This is a genomic window from Pseudomonas grandcourensis (assembly GCF_039909015.1).
Lineage (GTDB): Bacteria > Pseudomonadota > Gammaproteobacteria > Pseudomonadales > Pseudomonadaceae > Aquipseudomonas > Aquipseudomonas grandcourensis.
In genome coordinates this window covers 4,189,187-4,210,645 of the sequence record NZ_CP150919.1, presented here as the reverse complement: position 1 = coordinate 4,210,645, position 21,459 = coordinate 4,189,187, and the positions used below count along the sequence as shown (strand labels likewise).

The window sequence follows — 21,459 nt, the reverse complement described above, 5'->3', positions numbered from 1 at the left end:
GCAGGCGTCAGACAAACCGGTCCGTTCCCTGGACCAGTCGGGTGGCCAGATACGATTTCTTCAGCTGCTCCAGCCACCAGCCCAGGGCGCGACCGTCATGGTCGCCACGCCAGCCGGCGTACAGGATGTTCGGCTCGCGCGGGTCGGCCATCGGCTTTTCAACCAGCGTGCCGTTTTTCAGCAGCGAATCAACCCGGTTCCTTGGCAGCCAGCCCACCCCCAGCGCATTGCACTGGGCGAGGATTTTTGCGCGCATGGTCGGCACGGCCAGTACCGGTTGCCCCCCGGTGACGCCGTAGGTGCTGCCCTCGGCGACTCGGGACGAATCGGCCACCACAATCGCCCGGTGCTGCGCGACCATGGCCCGGGTAATCGGCCCTTTGGCCTTGGCCAACGGGTGTTTGGGCGACACCGCAAACACCCATTCCATTTCCCCCAGTTGCATCCAGCGCAGGTTGGCAATGGCCGGCGGTTCATTGGTGGCGCCGATGACCAGGTCCGCGCGGCCTTCGCGCAGGGCTTCCCAGACCCCTTTGAGCACTTCCTGGGTGATACGCAGCGGTACGCCGGACTGCAGCGCATCGAATTCGTCGATTACCGGGATCAAGGTCTCGAACTCCAGCAGTTCGTCGGTGACGATCCACAAGCGACTCTCCCAACCGCTGGCGACTTGCCGGACCCGTTGGGTCAGGCGCGAGACGTCCTGCATCAGCCGTGCCGCTTCGTTGACCAGCAACTCGCCCGCCGGGGTCAGTTGCAAACGGTAGCGGCGGCGGTCGAACAGCAACGCATCGAAACGCTCCTCCAGCTGCCGCGCCGCATAGGACACGGTCGACGGCGCCTTGCCCAGGTGTGCCGCCGCCCGCGACAGGCTGCCGGTTTCGCGGATGGCTTCGAGCAGCGCCAGGTCTTCGGTCGACAGCATGTGTTCAATCCTTAGCGGGTGATTGCCGGTTCAGGCGGCCCATCGCTTGATCAATCGAAGATAGACCACCAGATTGATCAACAACACCACGCTGCCCAAACCCAGTTGAATGGTCGGCGTCAGACCCGCCGGGTAAATCACCGGCCAAATGTAGTGCTCGATGAACCCACCGCCATAACCGGTTTGCCCGGCTTCATGGCGCATGCGGTTTTCCCAGTCGGTCAGCGGGCAGGGCAGGTGGAAGAATTCCACCGCCATACCCCACAGCGCAGCGGGCGGATGCCACCAGATCAGGTGACGCCATTTGAGCACCAGCAACCCGCCGAACAACACGAACACAATGAACAGCAAGTGAAACAGCATCAACCCGTCGGCGGCGATTCGGTACAGCATGTCGGTGCCCCTGAAGGCTGAACGAATCGCTCCATGGTACTCGGGCCGCAGGCCGGTGCTCTATCGATTGTCGCGATCCAATGCCCTGAGCACACCTTTCAAACGCTCGGTCATCGATTCACTGCTGCGTTGCATGGGCGCGCGCAGTTCGTCACCGATCAAGCCTTCCAGGGCCAGCGCGGTTTTCACCGGGGCCGGGTTGGGCTCCAGGAACAGGCTGTTGATCAGCGGCAGCAAACGGAAAAACGTGGCGCGGCCCTCAGCCAATTGGTTGTCGCGGATCTGCCGATGCAATTGCACGAACAGTTCGGGATGGACATGCGCCGACGCGGCAATCGCGCCTTTGGCGCCCAGGCACAGGGCATTGAAGATCTGGTTGTCTTCGCCACACAGCACGTCGACAAGGCCGCTGTCGAGCAAGGCAAGGGTGTTCGAAAAATTGCCGCCGCAATCCTTGATGGCGACGATCCGTTCGTGGGCGACGATGTTGAGCAAGGTCGCCTGTTCGAAGGCCACGCCGGTACGGTAGGGGATGTCGTAGAGAATCAACGGAACGCTGGAGGCATCGGCGACCGTGCGGAAAAACGCTTCGAGGCCGGCCTGGGAAGGGCGGATGTAGTACGGCGCTGGCACCAGCAGGCCAGCCACCGGGCGCTTGAGGATCTCACTCTGGAACTGCAACAACTCGCTCAGGTTGTTACCGGCCAGGCCCATGACCACCCTATGTGCCGGCACCAACTCCAGCACGGCATCGAGCACCGCCAGTTGCTCATGCTTGCCCATCGCCGCCGGTTCGCCAGTGGTGCCGCAAACGATGAGGCCGTCGACACCCTTTTCCAGCAGATGGCTGACCAATCGGCGCAAGCCGACGTAATCGATGGCGCCGTTATGGAAGGGTGTAACCAGTGGAACCCAGATACCTTGAAACGCTGACATGCACTTTCTCCTGATGGTTGACCGAATTCGTCACCGTCAGGGGCATGGAAGGAGAGTAAGCAAGGGGAGGGTGGTCCGTCGCGCTCAATGTCCTGTCAGCTCATCTGACGGGACAGCGCGCCCCGGTCACATGAGCGACTGTTTCTTCGATTTGAGGGCGTGCGCAACGCAACCTTGCGCCTTGGCAATCAAGCCAATGACGGAAGAGTCGAGATTGAAGGTTGCGGACATACTTGCTTACACCCTGAGTGAGGCGCCCAGTTTTAAAAGCCGGGGCGCCTTTTGTCAATCACGAAAATCAGCATACTCGGCACGCATCCGGCCATTGTGCTTGGCCTGGTAGAGCAAATGATCGACCTGCTCGACGAATTCCAGGGCCGTCGCATGCATCGACGCCAGGCTGGTGCCGACGCCGAGGCTGATACTCAGCAGCTTCGACACGTTCGAGAATTCATGGGGGATTTGCTGCTGGCGCATCAGGTGCAGGCATTTGTGCGCCACCAGCCGGGCGGACTCGGCATCGGTTTCCGGCAGCAGCCAGACAAACTCTTCACCGCCGATCCGCGCGATGAAATCCCGTGGCCGGTTGGCCGCCAGGGACAAGGTTTGCGCGACGCGGCGCAGGCATTCGTCGCCCTTGATATGGCCGTAATGGTCGTTGTACTGCTTGAAGTAATCGATATCCAGCACGATCACCGACAACGGCAAGGCGGTGCGCTGGGCATTGTTCCACTCCCGTTCCAGCACGGTGTCGAACATGCGCCGGTTGGCGATGCCGGTCAGGCCGTCCTGGAAGGAATACTCTTCGAGCTGCTTTTGCAGGCGGATCAGGTGCTCTTCGGTTTTCTTGCGTTCGCTGATATCGAACATGAAACCCACCAGCGCCTCGACTTCGCCGTCCTTGCGCACCACATGCACCACATCGCGGATCCAGACGTACTCGCCGCTTTCGGTGAGCGCGCGATAGTCGGCTTCGTGATCGATACCGGCGCGCGATTGCGAGACGCAGAAGTCCATCACATAGTCGCGGTCATCCGGGTGCATGCGCTCGACCCAGTCGTTGACCGACGCCCAACTGTCCTGCTTCCAGCCCAGCAGTTCTTCGATCTGTGGCCCGATGTAGCTGAACGTCATGGTTTTCCAGTCGATGCGCCAGGGAATCGCCCGGGTCGACTCAAGCAGGGTTTTATAAACGTCGCTGTCGGTTTCCACTGAACTCATGAAGGGCCTGCCTCGATGAAAATGCAGCGCCATCATGTTGCTAGCACTTTGGCGAATCAAGCGGGCAGCCGATGAATGGCACGCCGTTGTATCAGTGAGCAAGATTGTTCAAGCCTTCGGTCGCGACTGCTGGCACAGTCTGGGGTCTTTCCCTGTCTGTAGAACGTTATGTCCAACTCAATCATGCCGCGCAGTGCCTTTTTGCGCGGCGCAGCGGCGATCATGCCGTTGTCCCTGGCCACCGCGCCCTGGGGCTTGCTGGCCGGTTCCATGGCCATCGAAGCCAACCTCACGCCCCTGCAAGGCCAGGGCCTGTCGAGCATTGTGTTTGCCGGTGCGGCGCAACTGGTGGCCATCGGCATGCTCAAGGGCGGTGCCGGGATCTTTTCGATCCTGCTGACCACGCTGCTGCTGACCTCCCAGCATTTGCTCTACGGGATGAGCATGCGCTCGGTGATTTCGCCCTTGCCGGGGCGCTGGCGTGCAGGGCTGGGGTTTTTGCTCACCGATGAGCTGTTCGCCCTGACCAGCCAGCACGACAAACAGCAGTTCAACCGTTGGTACGCCCTGGGCGTGGGTCTGACGTTCTACATCGCCTGGAACCTGTTCACCCTGGCGGGCATTGTGCTTGGCAGCAGCATTCCCGGCCTTGAACACCTGGGCCTGGATTTCTCCATCGCGGCGACCTTCATCGCCCTGATCACCCCGGTGGTGCGCAACGTGCCGACCGTGGTGTGCGTGGCGGTGTCGCTGTTCTGCTCGGTGTTGTTCAGCTACTGGCAATGGGGCTCGGCGCTGGTGCTGTCGGGGCTGGCGGGCATGACCGCCGGGTTTGTCTGCAATAAATTCTACGGTGGCCGCACATGATGGTCTGGGCAGTGATTATCGGAATGGGTGTGTTGGTGTTCCTCAATCGCTATGTTTTTCTGGAACCGCGACTACCGCTACGCTTGAGCAGCAATGCCCGGCAGTTCCTGGGGTTTGCCGTACCGGGCATGCTGACCGCCATCTGTGGGCCGATTGTGTTCATGCCGGAAAAACAGCTGAATCTGCACTGGGACAACCCCTACCTGATCAGCTCGCTGGTGGCGGTCGGGTTGGTGCTCTACACGCGCAATACGTTGCTCAGCATGCTGTTGAGCATGGGCTTCTTCTTTTTGTTGCGCTGGTGGCTTTGAGCGGGGCAGGGGAACTGATCTAAGCTTAAGTTGATGACCGATCCCTTCAGGAAGAGAGGTGAACATGGCCAATGAACCCAAGCAACCGGACCTGGAAGAAGACGAGGACGAACCCACGGAAGAAGAGATGGAGCAGCAGAAACGTTCGGTACCGGACTGGAAGCATCCTGACGACGGTAAGGAACTGTCAGAGCCTGACCGCAAGTTCTGACCGGCACGGGAATACAATAGAGCCCCGCCATTGAGCGGGGCTTTGTCGTTATCGACAGGTTCATGGAACTTCCTTGATCAGCGCGGGCCCCTGGTTCCTGACATTGCCGACGGCCCTGTCGACCTTGTACCACTCGAATACATCGCTGACCTCACCTTGGGATAAGGCCATTTCTTCGGCTCGCTCCTTGGGCGTGGTCGGGTCTAGCCATTCCCTCGCCAGTTCTGGCGAGAACACCACCGGTCGGCGGTCATGCACGTCAAGCATGCCGCCCGCGCTGTCGGCCGTCAGGATCACGAAACCGTCGTGCTCCCTGTGAGGCGCTCCGCCGATGGGGTACTGGCCGATGGCCGCGCAGAAAGCCGGGGCCCGATTCCGTCGCCGGATCAACCACGGTTGTTTGTTGCCGTCACCGGCGTCGACCCATTCGAACCAGTTATCAATCGGGCAGATCGCGCGATGGGGCCAAATCGCCCGGAAGTACGGGCCGTGGGCGACTTTCTCGACCCGGGCATTGACCGGCTCCGTGCGGTCCGTCGCCCAGTGCGGTCGCCAACCCCAGCGCACGGCGTCGGCGTGCAGCCGCTCATTCTCCAGATGCAGCAGGGCGAGTTGCGTGGTGGGGGCGGCGTTATAGTGCCCCAGGGGTTCGTTGCCGACGTGATTGATCAGCGCGTCGGGGATGCTCAGCACCGCTACGAAGTCGTGGATTCCACGGTATTGCGACAGTCGTCCGCACATGGCCTGACACTCCGGTTAAGACGCTCCGACCGAAGCCTTGAGTTTAGTTGCTCGTGGCGAAACGGGCCTGGCAAGCACCGGAACCAAACCCTGTGTACCTTATCCAACCGACCGTGATGGTCTGGCCCAAGGCAAAAGATGAAACGATTGCTCAAGTGTTTGACGGTGTGCACCCTGGCAGTGGGGCTGCTGGGTTGTATCGCCGCACCGATCGAAATGACTCCGCGGACCGAACAGCGTTTGCAGGCGCAACCTCCCATCCGGTTTCTGCTGACGTTCGATGACGGCCCCAGCGCATCGAGCTGGTGGAATCCGACCGTCACGGTATTGGAGAGCCTGGCGCAAAACCCGCTGCAACCGGACATCAAGGCCGTGTTCTTCGTGCAAACCCGCGCTCCGCGAGCCGGTGGCAGCGAGTTGGGCCGGGACATCATGCGTCGTGAACATGCCGAAGGTCATATCCTGGGCTTTCACACGGCGACACCCTGGCACACCAACCATCGCTCCCTTGATCCGCCAGCGTTGGAGCAGGCCCTCACCGATGGCAGCGCCGACATCGCCGCGATCACCGGCGCCCCGCCAACCCTGCTGCGCCCGCCATTCTGGAACTACGACAAACGCACTTTCGCCGCTTATCAGCAGCATGGCCTGCACGTGCTGCTCACCGACTTGAGCGCCAATGACGGCAAGATCTGGGGCTTCAACGCCAGCCCCCGGCGCCGGTCGCACATGCTGCGCTCGATGTCCGAAGTTCGCGAACGCATTGCCCGTGGCGAGTTGCCGGTGGTCGATGGCGTGATTCCGGTGGTGGTGACCTTCCACGACCTCAACCGCTATACCGCCCGGCATGCCCGCGAATACCTGCAGATTCTGCTCGACAGCGCCCGGGAGACCGGGGTGAAAACCGCCGACAAGCCGTTTTACGACGACCAGGCTGCGCTACAGCGGGCGGCCATGGCGCGAACCGTGCGTGACGATTCGCAGCCGGTCGAGTTGCCGGGGTTCTGGAACTGGATCTGGGGTGGTAATTCCCACTGAATGGCCGGAAATGCGATGGACATAACAAAATTGACGGCAATTTACTGGCGCAAAATCGGCAAAGTGTAACTATGCTGATACGGATCAAATCCAGCTGAATATCGTCCGAGGGACCGGCCATGCTTCCGATTTCAGTTCTTTGCAGCATCGTAGAGTCCGGTTTTGAGCCGCTGTCGTGCGAGTGCACGGAGAGTCTCGGACTGCTGCGCATCGAAGTCTACGACTCCGTCACCAAGCGAGTGGAGTTGTTGATCAGCGGTGTTTCGACAGCGGAACTGACCAACGTGCGCGCCATTTCCGATTTTGTCGGCGAGTTGCGTACCGAGATGAGAGCAGGGCGCCGGGCGTTTGCCGGCTGATCGTTGTCAGCCTCGCGGCAACAGCTCATCAATCATCCGCAAACAATGGTTCAACCCCGGCGACACATCGCCCACCCGTCGACTGAGAATGATCGGCGAGGTGGCGTTGTCTTCCAGCAGCGGGGTGAAGCCAATGTCGTCGCGGTGCAGCAACTGCACCGAGGCCGGTACCAGGGTGATCCCGATTCCTGCCCCCACCAGACCGATCGCCGTTTGCAGCTCGTTGGTCCATTGCGCGACGTGGATGCTCACGCCGTAGGACTCGAACAGGGCAATCACATGGTCGGCGTAACTCGGCCGTGGATTGCCGGGGTACAGCACAAAGGGTTCCTTGGCCAGATCCCGCAGGCTGATGGGACCTGCAAGCAACGGGTGCCCGGCGGGCAGGGCGGCGACCAAGCGGTCTTCGGTGAGCACGGTCTGGATAATGGCCGGGTCGTCGATACGGATTCGGCCGAAACCGATGTCGATGCGCCCGGCCTTCAACGCCTGCACCTGTTGCAGGGTGGTCATTTCCGAAAGCCCCAGCTCCAACTCCAGTGGCTCGCCACTGCGTAACCGGCGGATCAGTTCCGGCAACACGCCATACAGTGTCGACGGCGCAAAACCGATACCCAGCCAGGTTTTCTCACCCAACCCGATACGCCGAGTGTTGTCGCAAACCTTGTTCAGTTGCTCGAGCAGGGCGGTGGAGTGCTCATGGAAAAAGCGCCCGGCGTCGGTCAGCTTCAGCGGTCGCCCGCGTTCGAGCAGCATCACCCCCAGTTCGTCCTCCAGTTGCTGGATCTGCCGGCTCAAGGGCGGCTGGGCGATGTGCAGCAACTCAGCCGCGCGGGTGAAGTTGAGGGTTTGAGCCAATACCTGGAAGTAACGCAGGTGCCGCAGTTCCATGGGGCCTCCAGTCAATCAGTTGCATACCTTTAAGGTATCAAGTCAGACCAATTCTATATTGGCTTCGGGAAAAAAGCCGTACGAGAATCGATTCCAGAACTTCAAGAACCTGACGGGTATCGAAATGCTTGCAACAGCCATTGAGTCGATCGAGACGATCATCGTCGATCTGCCGACCATCCGCCCGCACAAGCTGGCGATGCACACCATGCAGAACCAGACCCTGGTGATCATTCGCGTGCGTTGCGCCGACGGCATCGAAGGCATCGGCGAATCCACCACCATCGGTGGCCTGGCCTACGGCAATGAAAGCCCGGACAGCATCAAGACCAACATCGACACGCACTTCGCACCGCTGTTGATCGGCCAGGACAGCAACAACGTCAACGCTGCCATGTTGCGCCTGGAGCGCAGCATTCGCGGCAACACCTTCGCCAAATCCGGTATCGAAACCGCACTGCTCGATGCCTTGGGCAAACGCCTCGGCCTGCCGGTCAGTGAATTGCTCGGCGGTCGTGTTCGCGATGCGCTGCCGGTGGCCTGGACCCTGGCCAGCGGCGACACCGAGAAGGACATCGCCGAAGCGGAAAAAATGCTCGACCTGCGCCGTCACCGCATCTTCAAACTGAAGATCGGTGCCGGTGAGGTCAACCGCGACCTGGCCCACGTGATTGCGATCAAGAAAGCCCTGGGTGACCGCGCCAGCGTGCGCGTCGACGTCAACCAGGCATGGGACGAAGCCGTTGCGATACGTGCCTGCCGGATCCTCGGCACCAATGGCATCGACCTGATCGAACAGCCGATCTCGCGCAACAACCGCGCCGGCATGGCCCGCCTCAACGCCATGAGCCCGGCGCCGATCATGGCCGACGAATCCATCGAGTGCGTGGAAGATGCGTTCAACCTGGCTCGCGAAGGCGCGGCTTCGGTGTTCGCCCTGAAGATCGCCAAAAACGGCGGCCCACGTGCCGTATTGCGCACCGCCTCGATCGCCGAAGCGGCCGGTATCGCCCTGTACGGCGGCACCATGCTTGAAGGTGGCCTGGGCACCATGGCCTCGGCCCATGCCTTCGTCACCCTGAACAAACTGGCGTGGGACACTGAACTGTTCGGCCCGTTGCTGCTGACCGAAGACGTTCTCAGCGAGCCGCTGGTGTACCGCGATTTTGAACTGCACGTGCCGAACACCCCGGGTCTGGGCCTGAGCCTGGATGAAGAGCGCCTGGCGTTCTTCCGTCGCGACAAGACATCCACCGCCATTCATCAAGCCTGAGGAGAGCATTATGCTGTTCCACGTAAAAATGACCGTGAACCTGCCGGTCGACATGAACCCGGAAGCGGCAGCCAAACTCAAGGCTGACGAAAAAGCCCTGGCCCAGCGTCTGCAAGAGCAGGGTAAGTGGCGCCACCTGTGGCGCATCGCCGGACACTACGCCAACTACAGCGTGTTCGATGTCGACAGCGTTCAGGAACTGCATGACCTGTTGATGCAATTGCCACTGTTTCCGTACATGGCCATCGAAATCGACGCGATGTGCCGGCATCCTTCTTCCATCCGTGACGATGACCGCTGAGCCCAGCCTGTTCAGCGCGCTACCCTAATAATTACAAGATGAGGAACCCTTCAAAATGAACGTCAAGATTTCCCACACTGCCGAAGTCCAGAAATTTCTCGAAGAGGCCAGCGGCCTGCTCAACGACGCCGGCGACCCACGGACCAAGGCGCTGGTGTACCGCATCCTGCGTGATTCGGTGAACATCATCGAAGACCTGGCCGTGACCCCGGAAGAGTTCTGGAAAGCCGTCAACTACCTCAACGTGCTGGGCGCGCGCCAGGAAGCCGGGCTGGTGGTGGCCGGTCTCGGTCTGGAACACTACCTCGACCTGCTGATGGACGCCGAAGACGAGCAGGCCGGCAAGTCCGGCGGCACCCCGCGCACCATCGAAGGCCCACTGTACGTGGCGGGCGCGCCGCTGTCGCAAGGCGAAGCGCGCCTCGACGATGGCATCGATCCGGGTGTGACCCTGTTCATGCAAGGCCGCGTGTTCAACACCGCTGGCGAACCTTTGGCGGGTGCCGTGGTGGACGTCTGGCACGCCAACACTGGCGGTACCTACTCGTACTTCGATACCACGCAGTCTGAGTTCAACCTGCGTCGCCGTATCGTTACCGACGCCGAAGGCCGCTACCGTTTCCGCAGCATCGTGCCGTCGGGCTACGGCTGCCCACCGGACGGTCCGACCCAGCAACTGCTCGATCAACTGGGCCGTCACGGCCAGCGCCCGGCGCACGTGCACTTCTTCATTTCCGCACCGGACCATCGTCACCTGACTACCCAGATCAATCTGGATGGCGAAAAGTACCTGCACGACGATTTCGCCTACGCCACCCGCGACGAACTGATCGCCAAGATCACCTTCAGCGATGATCAGCAGCGCGCGGCGGCCCATGGTGTGAGCGGTCGCTTTGCCGAAATCGAATTCGATTTCACCCTGCAGTCGTCGGCCCAGCCAGAAGAACAGCAGCGCCACGAGCGGGTTCGCGCACTGGAAGACTGATCGCACAATCCTGTAGGAGCGAGCCTGCTCGCGATAGCGGTTTAACATTCAACATCCATGTTGTTTGGCACTCCGTCATCGCGAGCAGGCTCGTTCCTACAAGGTGTTTGTGCAACTGGCCGGAAATATCTCAAGGGACTGACGCACTGTTCTAGAATGGCCCGACGCAACCTATAACAACAATGAGAGTGACCCGATGATGCAAGCTCAACTGTTGAGTCAGCGCAGCAGAGTATTCGACCATGCCGACCCTTATGCGGTGTCGGGCTACGTCAATCAGCACGTCGGTAACCACTGCATCCTCATGCCCCGTGCCGGCAGTCCGCTGGCCAGTCTCGACCATCGCAAGTTCGCCAGCCTCGACCTGTGCCGCATCAGCTACGGCGCCAGTGTGCGCGTGACGTCCGGTGCGCTGGACAGCATCTATCACCTGCAAGTGCTGCTGCGCGGCAATTGCCTTTGGCGTGGCCACGGCCAGGAGCATTACTTCGCCCCCGGCGAACTGCTGTTGATCAATCCCGACGATCCGGTGGACCTGACGTACTCCGACGATTGCGAAAAATTCATCCTCAAAGTCCCGACCCGCTTGTTTGAATCGGTCTGCGATGAGCAGCGCTGGCGCTATCCGGGGCAGGGCGTGCGGTTTCTGGAAAACCGTTATCAGCTCAATGAACTGGAAGGTTTCGTCAACCTGCTGGCGATGATCTGCCAGGAGGCCGAATCCACCGAGCAGATCCCCAGGGTGCAGGAGCATTACACGCAGATCATCGTCAGCAAGATGCTCAGCCTGATGAAGACCAACGTCAGCCGCCTCGAACTGGGCTCGCAGACGGCTACGTTCGAGGCGATTGCCGATTACATCGCCAATAACCTCAAGCAGGACATCGACAGCGAAGCACTGGCGCGCCAGGCCCACATGAGCCTGCGTTCGTTGTATGGCCTGTTCGAGCGCAATGCCGGCCTTACGCCGAAAAACTACCAGCGCCAGAAACGCCTGGAACGCATCAACGCCTGCCTCAGCGACCCGACCTGCAACGTGCGCAACGTCACGGAAGTGGCGATGGATTACGGCTTCCTGCACCTGGGACGGTTCTCCGACAGCTACCGCAAGCAGTTCGGCGAATTGCCGTCCGATACCCTCAAACGTCGGCATTGAGTTCACTGAGTAACCTGTGGCGAGGGGGCTTGCCCCCGTTGGGGCGCGAAGCGGCCCCCGACTGAATGTCAGTCAACACCGAATTCACAGGACCAACGACTGCTTCGCAGCCGAACGGGGGCAAGCCCCCTCGCCACAGGTTTAGCGTTGTCCTCTCGAAATCACCCTGCACAAAACGGATAAAGGTCTGCACCCCGCGGATAGTCCGCCCCAACGCCCCGTCCTAGCATGACCCCTGCCTGAACAATAACAATGGAGGCGGCGGCCATGACCCTGCGACCCGAGTATGTGCATTCCCTGCTTGAAGACGATCCCGAGCAGGGCCTCTATCGCTGCAAACGCGAGATGTTCACCGACCCCCGGTTGTTCGATCTGGAGATGGAACACATCTTCGAGGGCAACTGGCTCTACCTGGCCCACGAAAGCCAGATCCCCAACATCAACGATTTCTACACCACCACCATGGGGCGCCAGTCGATCTTCATCGCGCGCAACAAGGACGGTGTGCTCAACGCTTTCATCAATGCCTGCAGCCATCGCGGCGCGACCCTGTGCCGGCACAAGTCCGGCAACAAGAGCTCCTACACCTGCCCGTTCCACGGCTGGACCTTCAACAACTCCGGCAAGCTGCTCAAAGTCAAGGATCCGGCCAACGCCGGTTACCCGTCGAGCTTCAACTGCGAAGGCTCCCACGACCTGACCCGCGTTGCGCGTTTCGAGTCCTATCGCGGCTTCCTGTTCGGCAGCCTGAAAGCCGATGTTTTGCCGCTGGTCGAACACCTGGGTGAGTCGGCGAAGATCATCGACATGATCGTCGACCAGTCCGCCGATGGCCTCGAAGTGCTGCGCGGCTCCTCCAGCTACATCTACGAAGGCAACTGGAAGCTCACCGCCGAGAACGGCGCCGACGGCTACCACGTCAGCTCCGTGCACTGGAACTACGCGGCCACCCAGAACCAGCGCAAGCAGCGCGAGGCGGGTGACGCCAATCCGACCATGAGTGCCGGCAGCTGGGCCAAGCAGGGCGGAGGTTTCTATTCCTTCGACAAGGGCCACATGCTGCTCTGGACCCGTTGGGCCAACCCGGAGGACCGTCCGCTGTACGAGCGTCGCGATGAGCTGGCGCAAGACTTCGGCAAGGCCCGCGCCGACTGGATGATCGAGAACTCGCGCAACCTGTGCCTGTACCCGAACGTGTACCTGATGGACCAGTTCAGCTCGCAGATCCGTATCGCCCGGCCGATCTCGGTCAACCGCACGGAAATCACCATCTACTGCATCGCCCCCAAAGGCGAAAGCGACCACGCCCGTTCCAGCCGGATTCGTCAGTACGAAGATTTCTTCAACGTCAGCGGCATGGCCACGCCGGACGATCTGGAAGAGTTCCGCTCCTGCCAGACCAGCTACCAGGGCAGCGTCACCACCTGGAACGACATGTCCCGTGGCGCCGAGCACTGGATCGAAGGCGCTGACGAGGCAGCCAAGGAAATCGACCTGCATCCTCTGCTCAGTGGCGTGCGCACCGAAGACGAGGGCCTGTTCGTGCTGCAACACAAGTACTGGCAGCAGACCATGCTCAAGGCCCTGGCGGCCGAGCAGTCGAAGCTGATCGCCGTGGAGGACGTGCAATGAGCATTTCCTATGAAGCGGTGCGCGATTTCCTCTATCGCGAAGCACGCTACCTCGATGACCGCCAGTGGGACGAATGGCTGGAACTGTACGCCCCGGACGCGACGTACTGGATGCCGTCCTGGGACGACAACGACGAATTGACCGAAGACCCGCAGCGGGAAATCTCGCTGATCTGGTATGGCAACCGCACGGGCCTGGAAGATCGCATCTTCCGTATCAAGACCGAGCGCTCCAGCGCCAGCGTGCCGGACACCCGCACCTCCCACAACATCAGCAACATCGAGCTGCTCGAACAGAGCGACGGACTGTGCAAGGTGCGCTTCAACTGGCACACCCTGAGTTTTCGCTACAAGACCGTCGACAGCTATTTCGGCAGCAGTTTCTACACCCTCGACGTGCGCGGTGAAAACCCGTTGATCAAGGCCAAGAAAGTGATCCTGAAGAACGACTACGTTCGCCAGGTCATCGATGTTTATCACTTGTGAGACTGCCGTCATGACCCATTCCATTGCGTTCAATTTTGAAGACGGCGTCACTCGATTCATCGACGCCAATGCCGGCGAAACCGTGGCCGATGCCGCGTACCGCCAGGGCATCAACATCCCGCTGGACTGCCGCGACGGCGCTTGCGGCACCTGCAAGTGTTTCGCCGAAGCCGGTCAATACGATTTGGGTGAGGAATACATCGAAGACGCCCTCAGCCCTGAAGAGGCCGCGCAAGGCTTTGTCCTGACCTGCCAGATGCGCGCCCAAAGCGATTGCGTGGTACGCGTACCGACGTCCTCCGAGGTCTGCCGTACCCGTCAGGCCAGCTACGACGCCACCATCAGCGCCGTGCGCCAGTTGTCCGACAGCACCATCGCGCTGGCGATCAAGGGCGAAGCCCTGAGCAAACTGGCGTTCCTGCCGGGGCAGTACGTGAACCTGGGGATTCCCGGCAGCGAGCAGACCCGTGCCTATTCCTTCAGCTCGTTGCAGCGCGATGGCGAGGTCAGCTTCCTGATTCGCAACGTGCCTGGCGGCCTGATGAGCAGCTTCCTCACCGGCATGGCCAAGGCCGGCGATTGCATGAGCCTGGCCGGTCCCTTGGGCAGCTTCTACCTGCGGGACATTCGTCGGCCGCTGTTGCTGCTGGCCGGGGGCACGGGGCTTGCGCCGTTCACCGCGATGCTGGAGAAGATCGCCGAGCAGGGCAGCGATCATCCGCTGCATCTGATCTACGGCGTGACCCACGATTTTGACCTGGTGGAAATCGACCGCCTCGAAGCCTTTGCCGCGCGCATCCCCAACTTCACCTTCAGCGCCTGCGTCGCCAGCCCCGAGAGCCAGCACCCGCTCAAGGGCTATGTGACCCAGCACATCGAGCCGAAGCATTTGAACGATGGCGACGTCGACGTCTACCTGTGCGGCCCGCCGCCGATGGTCGAGGCGGTCAGCCAGTTCATCCGTGAGCAAGGCATCGCACCGGCCAATTTCTACTTCGAGAAATTCGCCGCCAGCGCGGCGTGAGTCGCGTTTTGTGGGAGAGACAGATGAACAGATTTCAAGAAAAAGTCGCACTGATCACCGGCGCTGCCCAAGGCATCGGTCGGCGGGTGGCCGAGCGTATGGCCGCAGAAGGGGCGAAGCTGATCCTGGTGGATCGCTCCGACCTGGTGTTCGAAGTCCAGCAACAGTTGGCGTCAACCACCCAGGTATTGGCCCTGACCGCCGACCTTGAGCAGTACGAGGAATGCAGTCGGGTGATGCAAACCGCCGTCGAGCGCTTCGGTCGCCTCGATGTGCTGGTCAATAACGTCGGCGGGACGATCTGGGCCAAGCCGTTCGAGCACTATGAAGCGTCGCAGATCGAGGCCGAGGTTCGCCGTTCGCTGTTCCCGACCTTGTGGTGTTGCCATGCCGCACTACCGTTCATGCTCGAGCAGGGCAGTGGTGCGATCGTCAACGTCTCCTCCATCGCCACCCGCAGCCTCAACCGCGTGCCCTACGGTGCGGCAAAGGGTGGGGTCAATGCCTTGACCGCTTGTCTGGCATTCGAAACCGCCGGTCGCGGCGTGCGGGTCAACGCCACGGCGCCCGGTGGCACCGAAGCACCGCCGCGACGCATACCCCGCAACGGTGCCGAGCAGAGTGAGCAGGAAAAACTCTGGTACCAGCAGATCGTCGACCAGACCCTCGACAGCAGTCTGATGAAACGCTACGGCACCCTGGATGAGCAGGTGGGGGCTATTCTGTTTCTGGCCAGCGACGATGCGTCCTATATCACCGGCATGGTCATGCCCGTGGGCGGTGGTGATCAGGGCTGAAGCGAGCGGCGAACTACCCCATCGGCAAACGGAGTCATGGTGATGAGTGACAAACCCACGATCGTGCTGGTCCATGGTTTCTGGGGCGGTGCCGCCCACTGGAACAAGGTCATCGTCAAATTGCTCAGTCGGGGCGACACGCACATTCGTGCCGTTGAGTTGCCGCTGACTTCGCTGGCCGAGGATGCCGAGCGCACGCGCAAGATGGTCGCCCAGGTGCCCGGCCCGGTGCTGCTGGTGGGGCACTCCTATGGCGGCGCGGTGATCACCGAAGCCGGCGACCTGCCGAATGTGGTCGGGCTGGTGTACATCGCCGCGTTCGCCCCGGACGCCGGTGAAAGCCCCGGCGGCATCACGCAACGGCATTTGCCAGCGGCGGCGGCCAACCTGGCTCCCGACAGCGACGGTTACCTGTGGGTCAAGCCAGAGCTCTATCACGAAAGCTTCTGCCAGGATCTGCCGGCGACCGAAGGGTTGGTCATGGGCCTCACCCAGAAGGCGCCGCTGGCCAGCACTTTCGGTGACACCATTGGCACGGTGGCCTGGAAGAACAAGCCATCGTGGTATCAGATTTCGACCGCAGACCGGATGATCGCGCCACAGAACCAGCAATGGATGGCCGCGCGGCTCAACGCCCGGGAGATTCTGACCTTGAACGCCAGCCATGCGTCATTGGCGTCGATGCCCGCCGAAGTGGCGGGTTTGATCGACAGGGCCGCGACGGCGTTGGCCAAGGGCTAGGGTCCAAGTGCAACTCGAATGGGGAATTTCCATGGCGATGTCTGGTCGGTATTTTGAACAAGGGTGGGTGTAAGGTAAGCAAGTCAACCTGATATCACTGCCCAAGAGGAGGTGACTATGAGCGTTCCGATGCTGAACAAAATGCACATGAACGGTTACGACGTACTCAGCGTGAACCACGGCCCCTGGCGGGTGTGCACCCAGGGCGACCGGCTGGGCTCGTTTGCCAGTCGGGAAGAAGCACTGGCATTTGCCGCTTCGCTGCCCGGCTACAGGGCACGTGCCGGCAGGCCTGCGGGCAGCCATCAAGCAAAATGAAGCCCCGCCAGAAGCCCCGGTACTCCGGGGCTTTTTCATGATGGCGCGACGCTAATAGCCACCGCCTCCGCTGGGGCGGGAGGGTTCCCGGGCCTTTTGTTGCGAGTGGCTCCATTCCGCGCAGGTCATGAAGCTTTTGTGGTCGACCATGCCCCGGCCGTCAAAACTGACATTGAACGTTTGTTGATGGCCGGCCTGAGTCAGCTTGTAGTCAAAGCAGGTGCCGGGTTCGACAGTCCGGTCGCTGATCGCCAGGGGCTGGCCGCCGATTTGCCGGACTTGCTCCTGGGTCATGCCGGTGTCGACTTTCGCGACCAGCGGCTGGTCCTGATAGATCGAGTTGGTGCTGCAGCCTGCCAACGCGGTCAGTGCGACGACCAGCGTGAATAGAGGCCTGTTCATGGCAGCGCTCCCGCTATTGAACCTTGTTGCGGCTAATGACCTTGGCTTTCACTTCCTCGGCGTAGCCGGACAGTTTTGCTTCATCACCCTGAAACAAGGCACAGAGTTTCTGAACGGCTTGCGCGTCGGCTTCGTTGCCGAGCAGGCGCAATTGCTGCTCGATGCGCAAAAGCTCCACGGCCGACCAGCGCAAATCCGACGCAAGCCCTTGCAGATCACGCCGAAGTTCCTGTTCCGATTCGTTAAGCCACATAATGACCTCCTGAACGCCTCACTCAGGAATTTTAGACCTGTTTACCGCACCGGATGTTGTATTTGTCTGAATCAGCGGGGTTTCCTTTGGTCGTGAAAATAAATGCGAACATGAAAGTACGCTGTTCTACTTTACTGAAACCAAGGAACTAACAGGGCAAAGTGATATCAATGAGAGTCGCTGAATCGTTGGGGATGGCTGTAGGGACGACGGCGAGCTACATTTTCTTATTTCAAATTAAAGGAAGCAGCATGCGGATGTTGATGGGGGGAGTCGTGCTGGCATTGCTGGGGGGCTGTTCGTTGCCGGCGTCGCTGGTTCCGGGTGAGCCGAATGTCAGCAAGCACAGCGAGAAGACGCCAAAAGAGTATGCGGCGTGCGTGTTGCCTGCCTGGCAAAAGGAAGTATCGAATACGACTCAGGTTTCGATATCGAACGGATACCGCATTACCGCGCCCAGCGTGATCACGGCCGACGAAGTGCTGGATATCGTGAAGTACAAGGACGGCAGCCGGGTTTCGCTGTATCAGGGGCCACCTTGGGCCAAGTCCGGCGACCTGCGCAAAATCGTGCGCGACTGTCTGTAAGCGCGGGAGGGTGAAAATCGGTCAGCGACCGTTTTTCGACTCAATTGAGAAAAAACCGGATGCCTGGCGCGCATCCGGTTTTTTTTTGTGTGGATCAGTCTGAAAGGTTGGTCGTCGGGATGATTTGCTCGTTCGCCTGGGCGGCACTTTTGCGCTCCCGACGCTCGGTCATCCAGCTTTCCACTTTGACGCCGAATTCTGGCGGGGCCTTGCGCCCGAACTTCCTGGCGATGTCGAGGATGGTTTGTTGGGCGAGTGCCTCTTCCATGCGTTTTTGCGCAACCATCATCGCGCCATGGACCGCGCACAGACCTTCCAATGCCCATTCGGGCGGGGCACCGTCAAACACTGCGCAACGGCCACGGATCTCCCGACAATCGAAAATCGACTTGCGGCCGTCGATGGCGTTGACGATATCCAGCAAGGTGATTTCGTCAGCGGGCCGGGCCAGCTTGAAGCCACCGCGCATGCCTTCGGTGGCGACCACCAGATTGGCCTTGGCCAGCTTGGTGAAGATTTTCGCCAGATAGTCCTGGGGAACACCTTGCAGATCGGCAAGGTCACGCACGCTCGCTTCGCGCGAGTCGCCGCCGTTGCCCACCAGGAAAAGCAGGCAGTGGATGCCGTATTCGACACCCGCGCTGTAAAGAGACATGCAGATCTCCGACTTATTTAGTCGCAAATTCTAGCAGCCGAAAGCAAGCCAGGCAACGAATCCCTCCTCATTCAATCTTTTTTCATGGCAGCAAACGCTCCTGTGGTGCGCTGAATACGTGGCGTTCAGGTCATGGGGCGGGGTTTTCGATGGCAGCCCTCGATAAAAACCTGTTGCAGGATTTAACTTGGATCAATACAGTCGTAGTTGTTCGGTCGCAGTGGCAGGCGCTAATCCGGGTACCACCCGGCGTCGGTCCTTGAACCCCTCAACGATTTTCAACACTTGGCTATCCCCCTGGAGTTAAAGATGAAGCAGCACATTCTGGTAATCGGCGCAGGTTTCGGTGGCATGTGGACCGCTTTGAGTGCCACGCGCCTGTTCGACATTCACGGCCACAACGACGTTGAAGTGACCGTGCTGGCTCCACAGGCCGAGCTGCGTGTGCGTCCGCGCTTCTACGAGCCGAACGCCCACCAACTGGCCGCACCGATTGGCGAACTGCTTGATGCGGTAGGGGTGAGGTTCATCAAGGGCGCGGCGCAGACCATCAACGTCGAACAGAAACAGGTCGGCTATGTCGATGCGGCGGGTGCCCAACAAGTCTGCAGCTACGACAAACTCGTTCTGGCCACCGGTAGCCGTCTGGCTTCGCCGAACACTCCGGGTGTGGCCGAACATGCCTTCGACGTCGATCAGATCGAACAGGCCGTGCGTCTGGAAAACCACCTCAAGGCGCTGGCCAATCAGCCCGAAAGCAAGGCGCGCAACACGGTGGTGGTGGCTGGTGGCGGTTTCACCGGGATCGAAACGGCGACTGAAATGCCGAGCCGCCTGCGGGCCATCCTCGGCGATCGTGCCGACATCAATGTGATCATCGTCGACCGCGGCGACAAGATTGGCGGCTCGATGGGTGAGCAAATCGCCGAATCGATCGTCGAGGCCAGCCTGGCCACCGGCGTGAAATGGCACTTGAAAGCCTCGGTGGTGTCGGTCGATGCCAACGGCGTGACCCTGTCCGACGGTGCTCGCATCGACGCCAACACCGTGGTCTGGACCACCGGCGTTCGCGCCAGCTCCCTGACCGAACAGATTCCGGCCGAACGCGATCACCTGGGGCGTCTGCATGTCGACGCGCACCTGAAAGTCATTGGCCAGGACGACATCTTCGCCACCGGCGACGTCGCCTATGCAGCCAGTGACAAGATCGGCAACTACGCCTTGATGACCTGTCAGCACGCTATTTCGCTGGGCCGCCATGCCGGCAACAACGTCGCCGCGCAGCTTCTCGGTGTCGACCCGACGCCCTACAGCCAGCCGAAGTACGTGACCTGCCTGGACCTGGGGGCCTGGGGCGCGGTGTACACCGAGGGTTGGGACCGTCAGGTCAAGTTAGTCAAGCATGAAGCCAAGGCATTGAAGACTCAGATCAACACCCAGTGGATCTATCCGCCAGCAGCTGATCGTGTCGCTGCATTGGCTTCGGCGGATCCGATGATTCCTGTGGCCTGATTGATTCGAACATCACGTCTGAATAAAAAAATCCCGCTCGGGTTCGCCTGAGCGGGATTTTTTACGTGTTGATTGCCTGCGTGAAATTTACCGTGTATTTTTTCATGAAATTAAAAATACAAAATTTCACGAGGCCGTATGTTTCAGCAATCCACCCGGCATGTTGACAGTTACTACGCCCATACCTGCGCCGATCGCCTGGTCAATCGAGCCGCACTGGAAGGTGAGCAAGACACTGAAGTGCTGATCATCGGGGCCGGTTTCAGTGGACTGCACACGGCTTTGCGCCTGGCGCTGGCCGGCAAGCGCGTGACCTTGCTCGAAGCCAGCCGGGTGGCCTGGGCCGCGTCCGGGCGTAATGGTGGGCAGGCGATTCTCGGCTGGTCCTGCGACATGCCACCGCTGGAAGCGGCGCTGGGTTACGAGCGGGCGCGGCGCCTGTGGGACAGCATGCGCTGGGCCGCGCGTGAACTGCGTGACTTGCCCGGCCGCCATGAGTTCGATTGCGACTACCGCGCCGGCCATCTCTGGACCTCGGTGATGCCCCGTCGGGTAGGCCTGCTGACCGAATGGCAACACGAGGCCAGCCACAAGTGGGGCCACGACAAACTGCAATTTATCGAGCGCAGCGATTTGCCCCAGTGGGTTGCCAGCGAGCGTTATCAGGCTGGCCTGTTCGATCCCGAGGGCGGGCATTTGAATCCGCTGAAACTGGCCCTGGGCCTTGCCGATGCGATCGAGCGGGCCGGTGGGCGCATCCACGAGCAAAGCAAGGCGCTGAGCTATGGCGAGGAGGGCGACGGGTTTGTGGTGACCACCGAGCGCGGCCGTATTCGCGCCGATGTGCTGGTGCTGGCGTGCAACGCTTACCTCGATCGACTCGACCCGCAACTGGCCAGTTGCGTATTGCCGGTCGGGACCTATCAGGTCGCGACTGCGCCGCTGACGAAGGAGCAGGCCACTGCGCTGCTGCCGAGCAATGTGTGCGTGACCGACAACCAGTTCGTACTCGATTATTTCCGTCGCACCCCGGATAACCGCCTGCTGTTCGGCGGCGGTTGCACTTACCTGGGCGGCATGCCCAAGGACATCGCCGCCGCGACCCGGCCGTTCCTGGAACGCGTGTTCCCGCAACTCACCGGCGTCGATCTGGAGTTCGCCTGGGGCGGCCACATCGACCTGACCCTCAAGCGCACGCCGGATATCGGCCGCCGTGGTGATCTTTACTGGATGCAGGGGTATTCCGGGCATGGCGTACTGCCGACACTCGCCGCGGCGCGGGCGGTGTCCGACGCGGTACTCGGCCAGCCCGACGAATTGTCCCTGTACCAGGGCCTGAACAACGGCAGTTTTCCCGGCGGCAAATACCTGGCCGCGCCGCTGGAAGCCATCGGCAAGGCCTGGTATCGACTGCGCGACAGCATTTGAAGCGACACTTTCTGGAA

General features: G+C 60.8%; 27 protein-coding genes. 18 read left to right on the top strand and 9 right to left on the bottom strand.

Going from position 1 to position 21,459, the window contains the following annotated elements; translation table 11 throughout:
• Nucleotides 1-7 precede the first annotated feature (7 nt).
• The 4 genes from AABM52_RS18750 to AABM52_RS18735 form a co-directional block, all read right to left on the bottom strand.
• On the bottom strand, nt 8-925 hold the full coding sequence (locus AABM52_RS18750) for a LysR family transcriptional regulator (protein WP_347907403.1): 918 nt from the start codon (nt 923-925) through the stop codon (nt 8-10).
• Nucleotides 926-955: 30 nt separating this feature from the next.
• Nucleotides 956-1,318, bottom strand: a complete 363-nt coding sequence (locus AABM52_RS18745; RefSeq protein WP_347907401.1) for a DUF2784 domain-containing protein — start codon at nt 1,316-1,318, stop codon at nt 956-958.
• Between the two features lie 60 nt (nt 1,319-1,378).
• The gene (dapA, locus tag AABM52_RS18740) at nt 1,379-2,254 is read right to left on the bottom strand and encodes a 4-hydroxy-tetrahydrodipicolinate synthase (protein WP_347907399.1); all 876 of its coding nucleotides are present in this window, start codon (nt 2,252-2,254) and stop codon (nt 1,379-1,381) included.
• Nucleotides 2,255-2,539: 285 nt separating this feature from the next.
• Entirely contained in the window at nt 2,540-3,475 is a 936-nt protein-coding gene (locus AABM52_RS18735) for a sensor domain-containing diguanylate cyclase (protein WP_347907397.1), read from the bottom strand.
• A gap of 168 nt (nt 3,476-3,643) precedes the next feature.
• On the opposite strand from AABM52_RS18735, the gene AABM52_RS18730 reads away from it, so the two are divergent.
• From AABM52_RS18730 to AABM52_RS18720, 3 genes are all read left to right on the top strand, one after another.
• A complete protein-coding gene (locus AABM52_RS18730; protein WP_007978998.1) occupies nt 3,644-4,342 on the top strand; it encodes an AzlC family ABC transporter permease in 699 nt (232 codons plus the stop codon).
• On the top strand, nt 4,342-4,653 hold the full coding sequence (locus AABM52_RS18725; protein ID WP_167362889.1) for an AzlD domain-containing protein: 312 nt from the start codon (nt 4,342-4,344) through the stop codon (nt 4,651-4,653). The genes AABM52_RS18730 and AABM52_RS18725 overlap by 1 nt, the downstream gene beginning before the upstream one ends.
• 64 nt (nt 4,654-4,717) lie before the next feature.
• Nucleotides 4,718-4,864 carry a hypothetical protein gene (locus AABM52_RS18720; protein WP_347907395.1) on the top strand — a complete coding sequence of 49 codons (147 nt, stop codon included), beginning with the start codon at nt 4,718-4,720 and terminating at the stop codon, nt 4,862-4,864.
• A 60-nt stretch (nt 4,865-4,924) separates the two neighbouring features.
• Here the strand turns inward: AABM52_RS18720 and AABM52_RS18715 are convergent, their stop codons facing one another.
• On the bottom strand, nt 4,925-5,605 hold the full coding sequence (locus AABM52_RS18715) for an SOS response-associated peptidase family protein (protein ID WP_347907393.1): 681 nt from the start codon (nt 5,603-5,605) through the stop codon (nt 4,925-4,927).
• A 138-nt stretch (nt 5,606-5,743) separates the two neighbouring features.
• Between AABM52_RS18715 and AABM52_RS18710 the strand changes: the two genes are divergently transcribed.
• Both AABM52_RS18710 and AABM52_RS18705 read left to right on the top strand, forming a co-directional pair.
• Nucleotides 5,744-6,643, top strand: a complete 900-nt coding sequence (locus tag AABM52_RS18710) for a polysaccharide deacetylase family protein (RefSeq protein WP_347907391.1) — start codon at nt 5,744-5,746, stop codon at nt 6,641-6,643.
• A gap of 119 nt (nt 6,644-6,762) precedes the next feature.
• Nucleotides 6,763-7,002: a DUF1652 domain-containing protein gene (locus tag AABM52_RS18705; protein WP_347907389.1), complete on the top strand. Its 240-nt coding sequence runs from the start codon at nt 6,763-6,765 to the stop codon at nt 7,000-7,002.
• A gap of 6 nt (nt 7,003-7,008) precedes the next feature.
• Here AABM52_RS18705 and AABM52_RS18700 read toward each other — a convergent pair whose 3' ends face one another.
• Complete coding sequence (locus AABM52_RS18700) at nt 7,009-7,893, bottom strand: LysR family transcriptional regulator (protein ID WP_347907387.1); 885 nt, start codon at nt 7,891-7,893, stop codon at nt 7,009-7,011.
• 124 nt (nt 7,894-8,017) lie between these two features.
• Here AABM52_RS18700 and AABM52_RS18695 point away from each other — a divergent pair, with 124 nt between their 5' ends.
• The 10 genes from AABM52_RS18695 (at nt 8,018) to AABM52_RS18650 (ending at nt 16,605) form a co-directional block, all read left to right on the top strand.
• Nucleotides 8,018-9,166 (top strand): muconate cycloisomerase family protein, encoded by a 1,149-nt coding sequence (locus AABM52_RS18695; RefSeq protein WP_347907386.1) that lies wholly within the window; start codon nt 8,018-8,020, stop codon nt 9,164-9,166.
• Nucleotides 9,167-9,176: 10 nt separating this feature from the next.
• The gene (gene catC, locus AABM52_RS18690) at nt 9,177-9,467 is read left to right on the top strand and encodes a muconolactone Delta-isomerase (protein ID WP_008053771.1); all 291 of its coding nucleotides are present in this window, start codon (nt 9,177-9,179) and stop codon (nt 9,465-9,467) included.
• A 55-nt stretch (nt 9,468-9,522) separates the two neighbouring features.
• Nucleotides 9,523-10,452 carry a catechol 1,2-dioxygenase gene (gene catA, locus AABM52_RS18685; RefSeq protein WP_347907385.1) on the top strand — a complete coding sequence of 310 codons (930 nt, stop codon included), beginning with the start codon at nt 9,523-9,525 and terminating at the stop codon, nt 10,450-10,452.
• 196 nt (nt 10,453-10,648) lie between these two features.
• Nucleotides 10,649-11,608, top strand: coding sequence for an AraC family transcriptional regulator (locus AABM52_RS18680; RefSeq protein WP_347907383.1), 960 nt, complete (start codon nt 10,649-10,651; stop codon nt 11,606-11,608).
• A gap of 267 nt (nt 11,609-11,875) precedes the next feature.
• A complete protein-coding gene (benA, locus tag AABM52_RS18675; protein WP_347907382.1) occupies nt 11,876-13,240 on the top strand; it encodes a benzoate 1,2-dioxygenase large subunit in 1,365 nt (454 codons plus the stop codon).
• Complete coding sequence (gene benB, locus AABM52_RS18670) at nt 13,237-13,725, top strand: benzoate 1,2-dioxygenase small subunit (protein ID WP_347907381.1); 489 nt, start codon at nt 13,237-13,239, stop codon at nt 13,723-13,725. The genes benA and benB overlap by 4 nt, the downstream gene beginning before the upstream one ends.
• A gap of 10 nt (nt 13,726-13,735) precedes the next feature.
• The gene (gene benC / locus AABM52_RS18665) at nt 13,736-14,749 is read left to right on the top strand and encodes a benzoate 1,2-dioxygenase electron transfer component BenC (protein WP_347907380.1); all 1,014 of its coding nucleotides are present in this window, start codon (nt 13,736-13,738) and stop codon (nt 14,747-14,749) included.
• Between the two features lie 23 nt (nt 14,750-14,772).
• The gene (locus AABM52_RS18660) at nt 14,773-15,546 is read left to right on the top strand and encodes a 1,6-dihydroxycyclohexa-2,4-diene-1-carboxylate dehydrogenase (RefSeq protein ID WP_347907379.1); all 774 of its coding nucleotides are present in this window, start codon (nt 14,773-14,775) and stop codon (nt 15,544-15,546) included.
• A 42-nt stretch (nt 15,547-15,588) separates the two neighbouring features.
• Nucleotides 15,589-16,287: an alpha/beta hydrolase gene (locus AABM52_RS18655; RefSeq protein ID WP_347907378.1), complete on the top strand. Its 699-nt coding sequence runs from the start codon at nt 15,589-15,591 to the stop codon at nt 16,285-16,287.
• Between the two features lie 117 nt (nt 16,288-16,404).
• Entirely contained in the window at nt 16,405-16,605 is a 201-nt protein-coding gene (locus AABM52_RS18650) for a DUF2188 domain-containing protein (RefSeq protein ID WP_347907377.1), read from the top strand.
• Nucleotides 16,606-16,656: 51 nt separating this feature from the next.
• Here the strand turns inward: AABM52_RS18650 and osmE are convergent, their stop codons facing one another.
• On the bottom strand, nt 16,657-17,007 hold the full coding sequence (gene osmE / locus AABM52_RS18645; protein WP_347907376.1) for an osmotically-inducible lipoprotein OsmE: 351 nt from the start codon (nt 17,005-17,007) through the stop codon (nt 16,657-16,659).
• Between the two features lie 13 nt (nt 17,008-17,020).
• Entirely contained in the window at nt 17,021-17,260 is a 240-nt protein-coding gene (locus AABM52_RS18640; protein ID WP_347907375.1) for a hypothetical protein, read from the bottom strand.
• Nucleotides 17,261-17,511: 251 nt separating this feature from the next.
• Here AABM52_RS18640 and AABM52_RS18635 point away from each other — a divergent pair, with 251 nt between their 5' ends.
• Complete coding sequence (locus AABM52_RS18635) at nt 17,512-17,847, top strand: hypothetical protein (RefSeq protein WP_347907374.1); 336 nt, start codon at nt 17,512-17,514, stop codon at nt 17,845-17,847.
• Between the two features lie 94 nt (nt 17,848-17,941).
• On the opposite strand, the gene AABM52_RS18630 is transcribed toward AABM52_RS18635, so the two are convergent.
• On the bottom strand, nt 17,942-18,502 hold the full coding sequence (locus tag AABM52_RS18630; protein WP_347907373.1) for an Rrf2 family transcriptional regulator: 561 nt from the start codon (nt 18,500-18,502) through the stop codon (nt 17,942-17,944).
• A 309-nt stretch (nt 18,503-18,811) separates the two neighbouring features.
• Between AABM52_RS18630 and AABM52_RS18625 the strand changes: the two genes are divergently transcribed.
• Together AABM52_RS18625 and AABM52_RS18620 are read left to right on the top strand one after the other, a co-directional pair.
• Nucleotides 18,812-20,014 (top strand): NAD(P)/FAD-dependent oxidoreductase, encoded by a 1,203-nt coding sequence (locus tag AABM52_RS18625; protein ID WP_347907372.1) that lies wholly within the window; start codon nt 18,812-18,814, stop codon nt 20,012-20,014.
• A 138-nt stretch (nt 20,015-20,152) separates the two neighbouring features.
• A complete protein-coding gene (locus tag AABM52_RS18620) occupies nt 20,153-21,442 on the top strand; it encodes an FAD-binding oxidoreductase (protein WP_347907371.1) in 1,290 nt (429 codons plus the stop codon).
• Nucleotides 21,443-21,459: the final 17 nt, after the last annotated feature.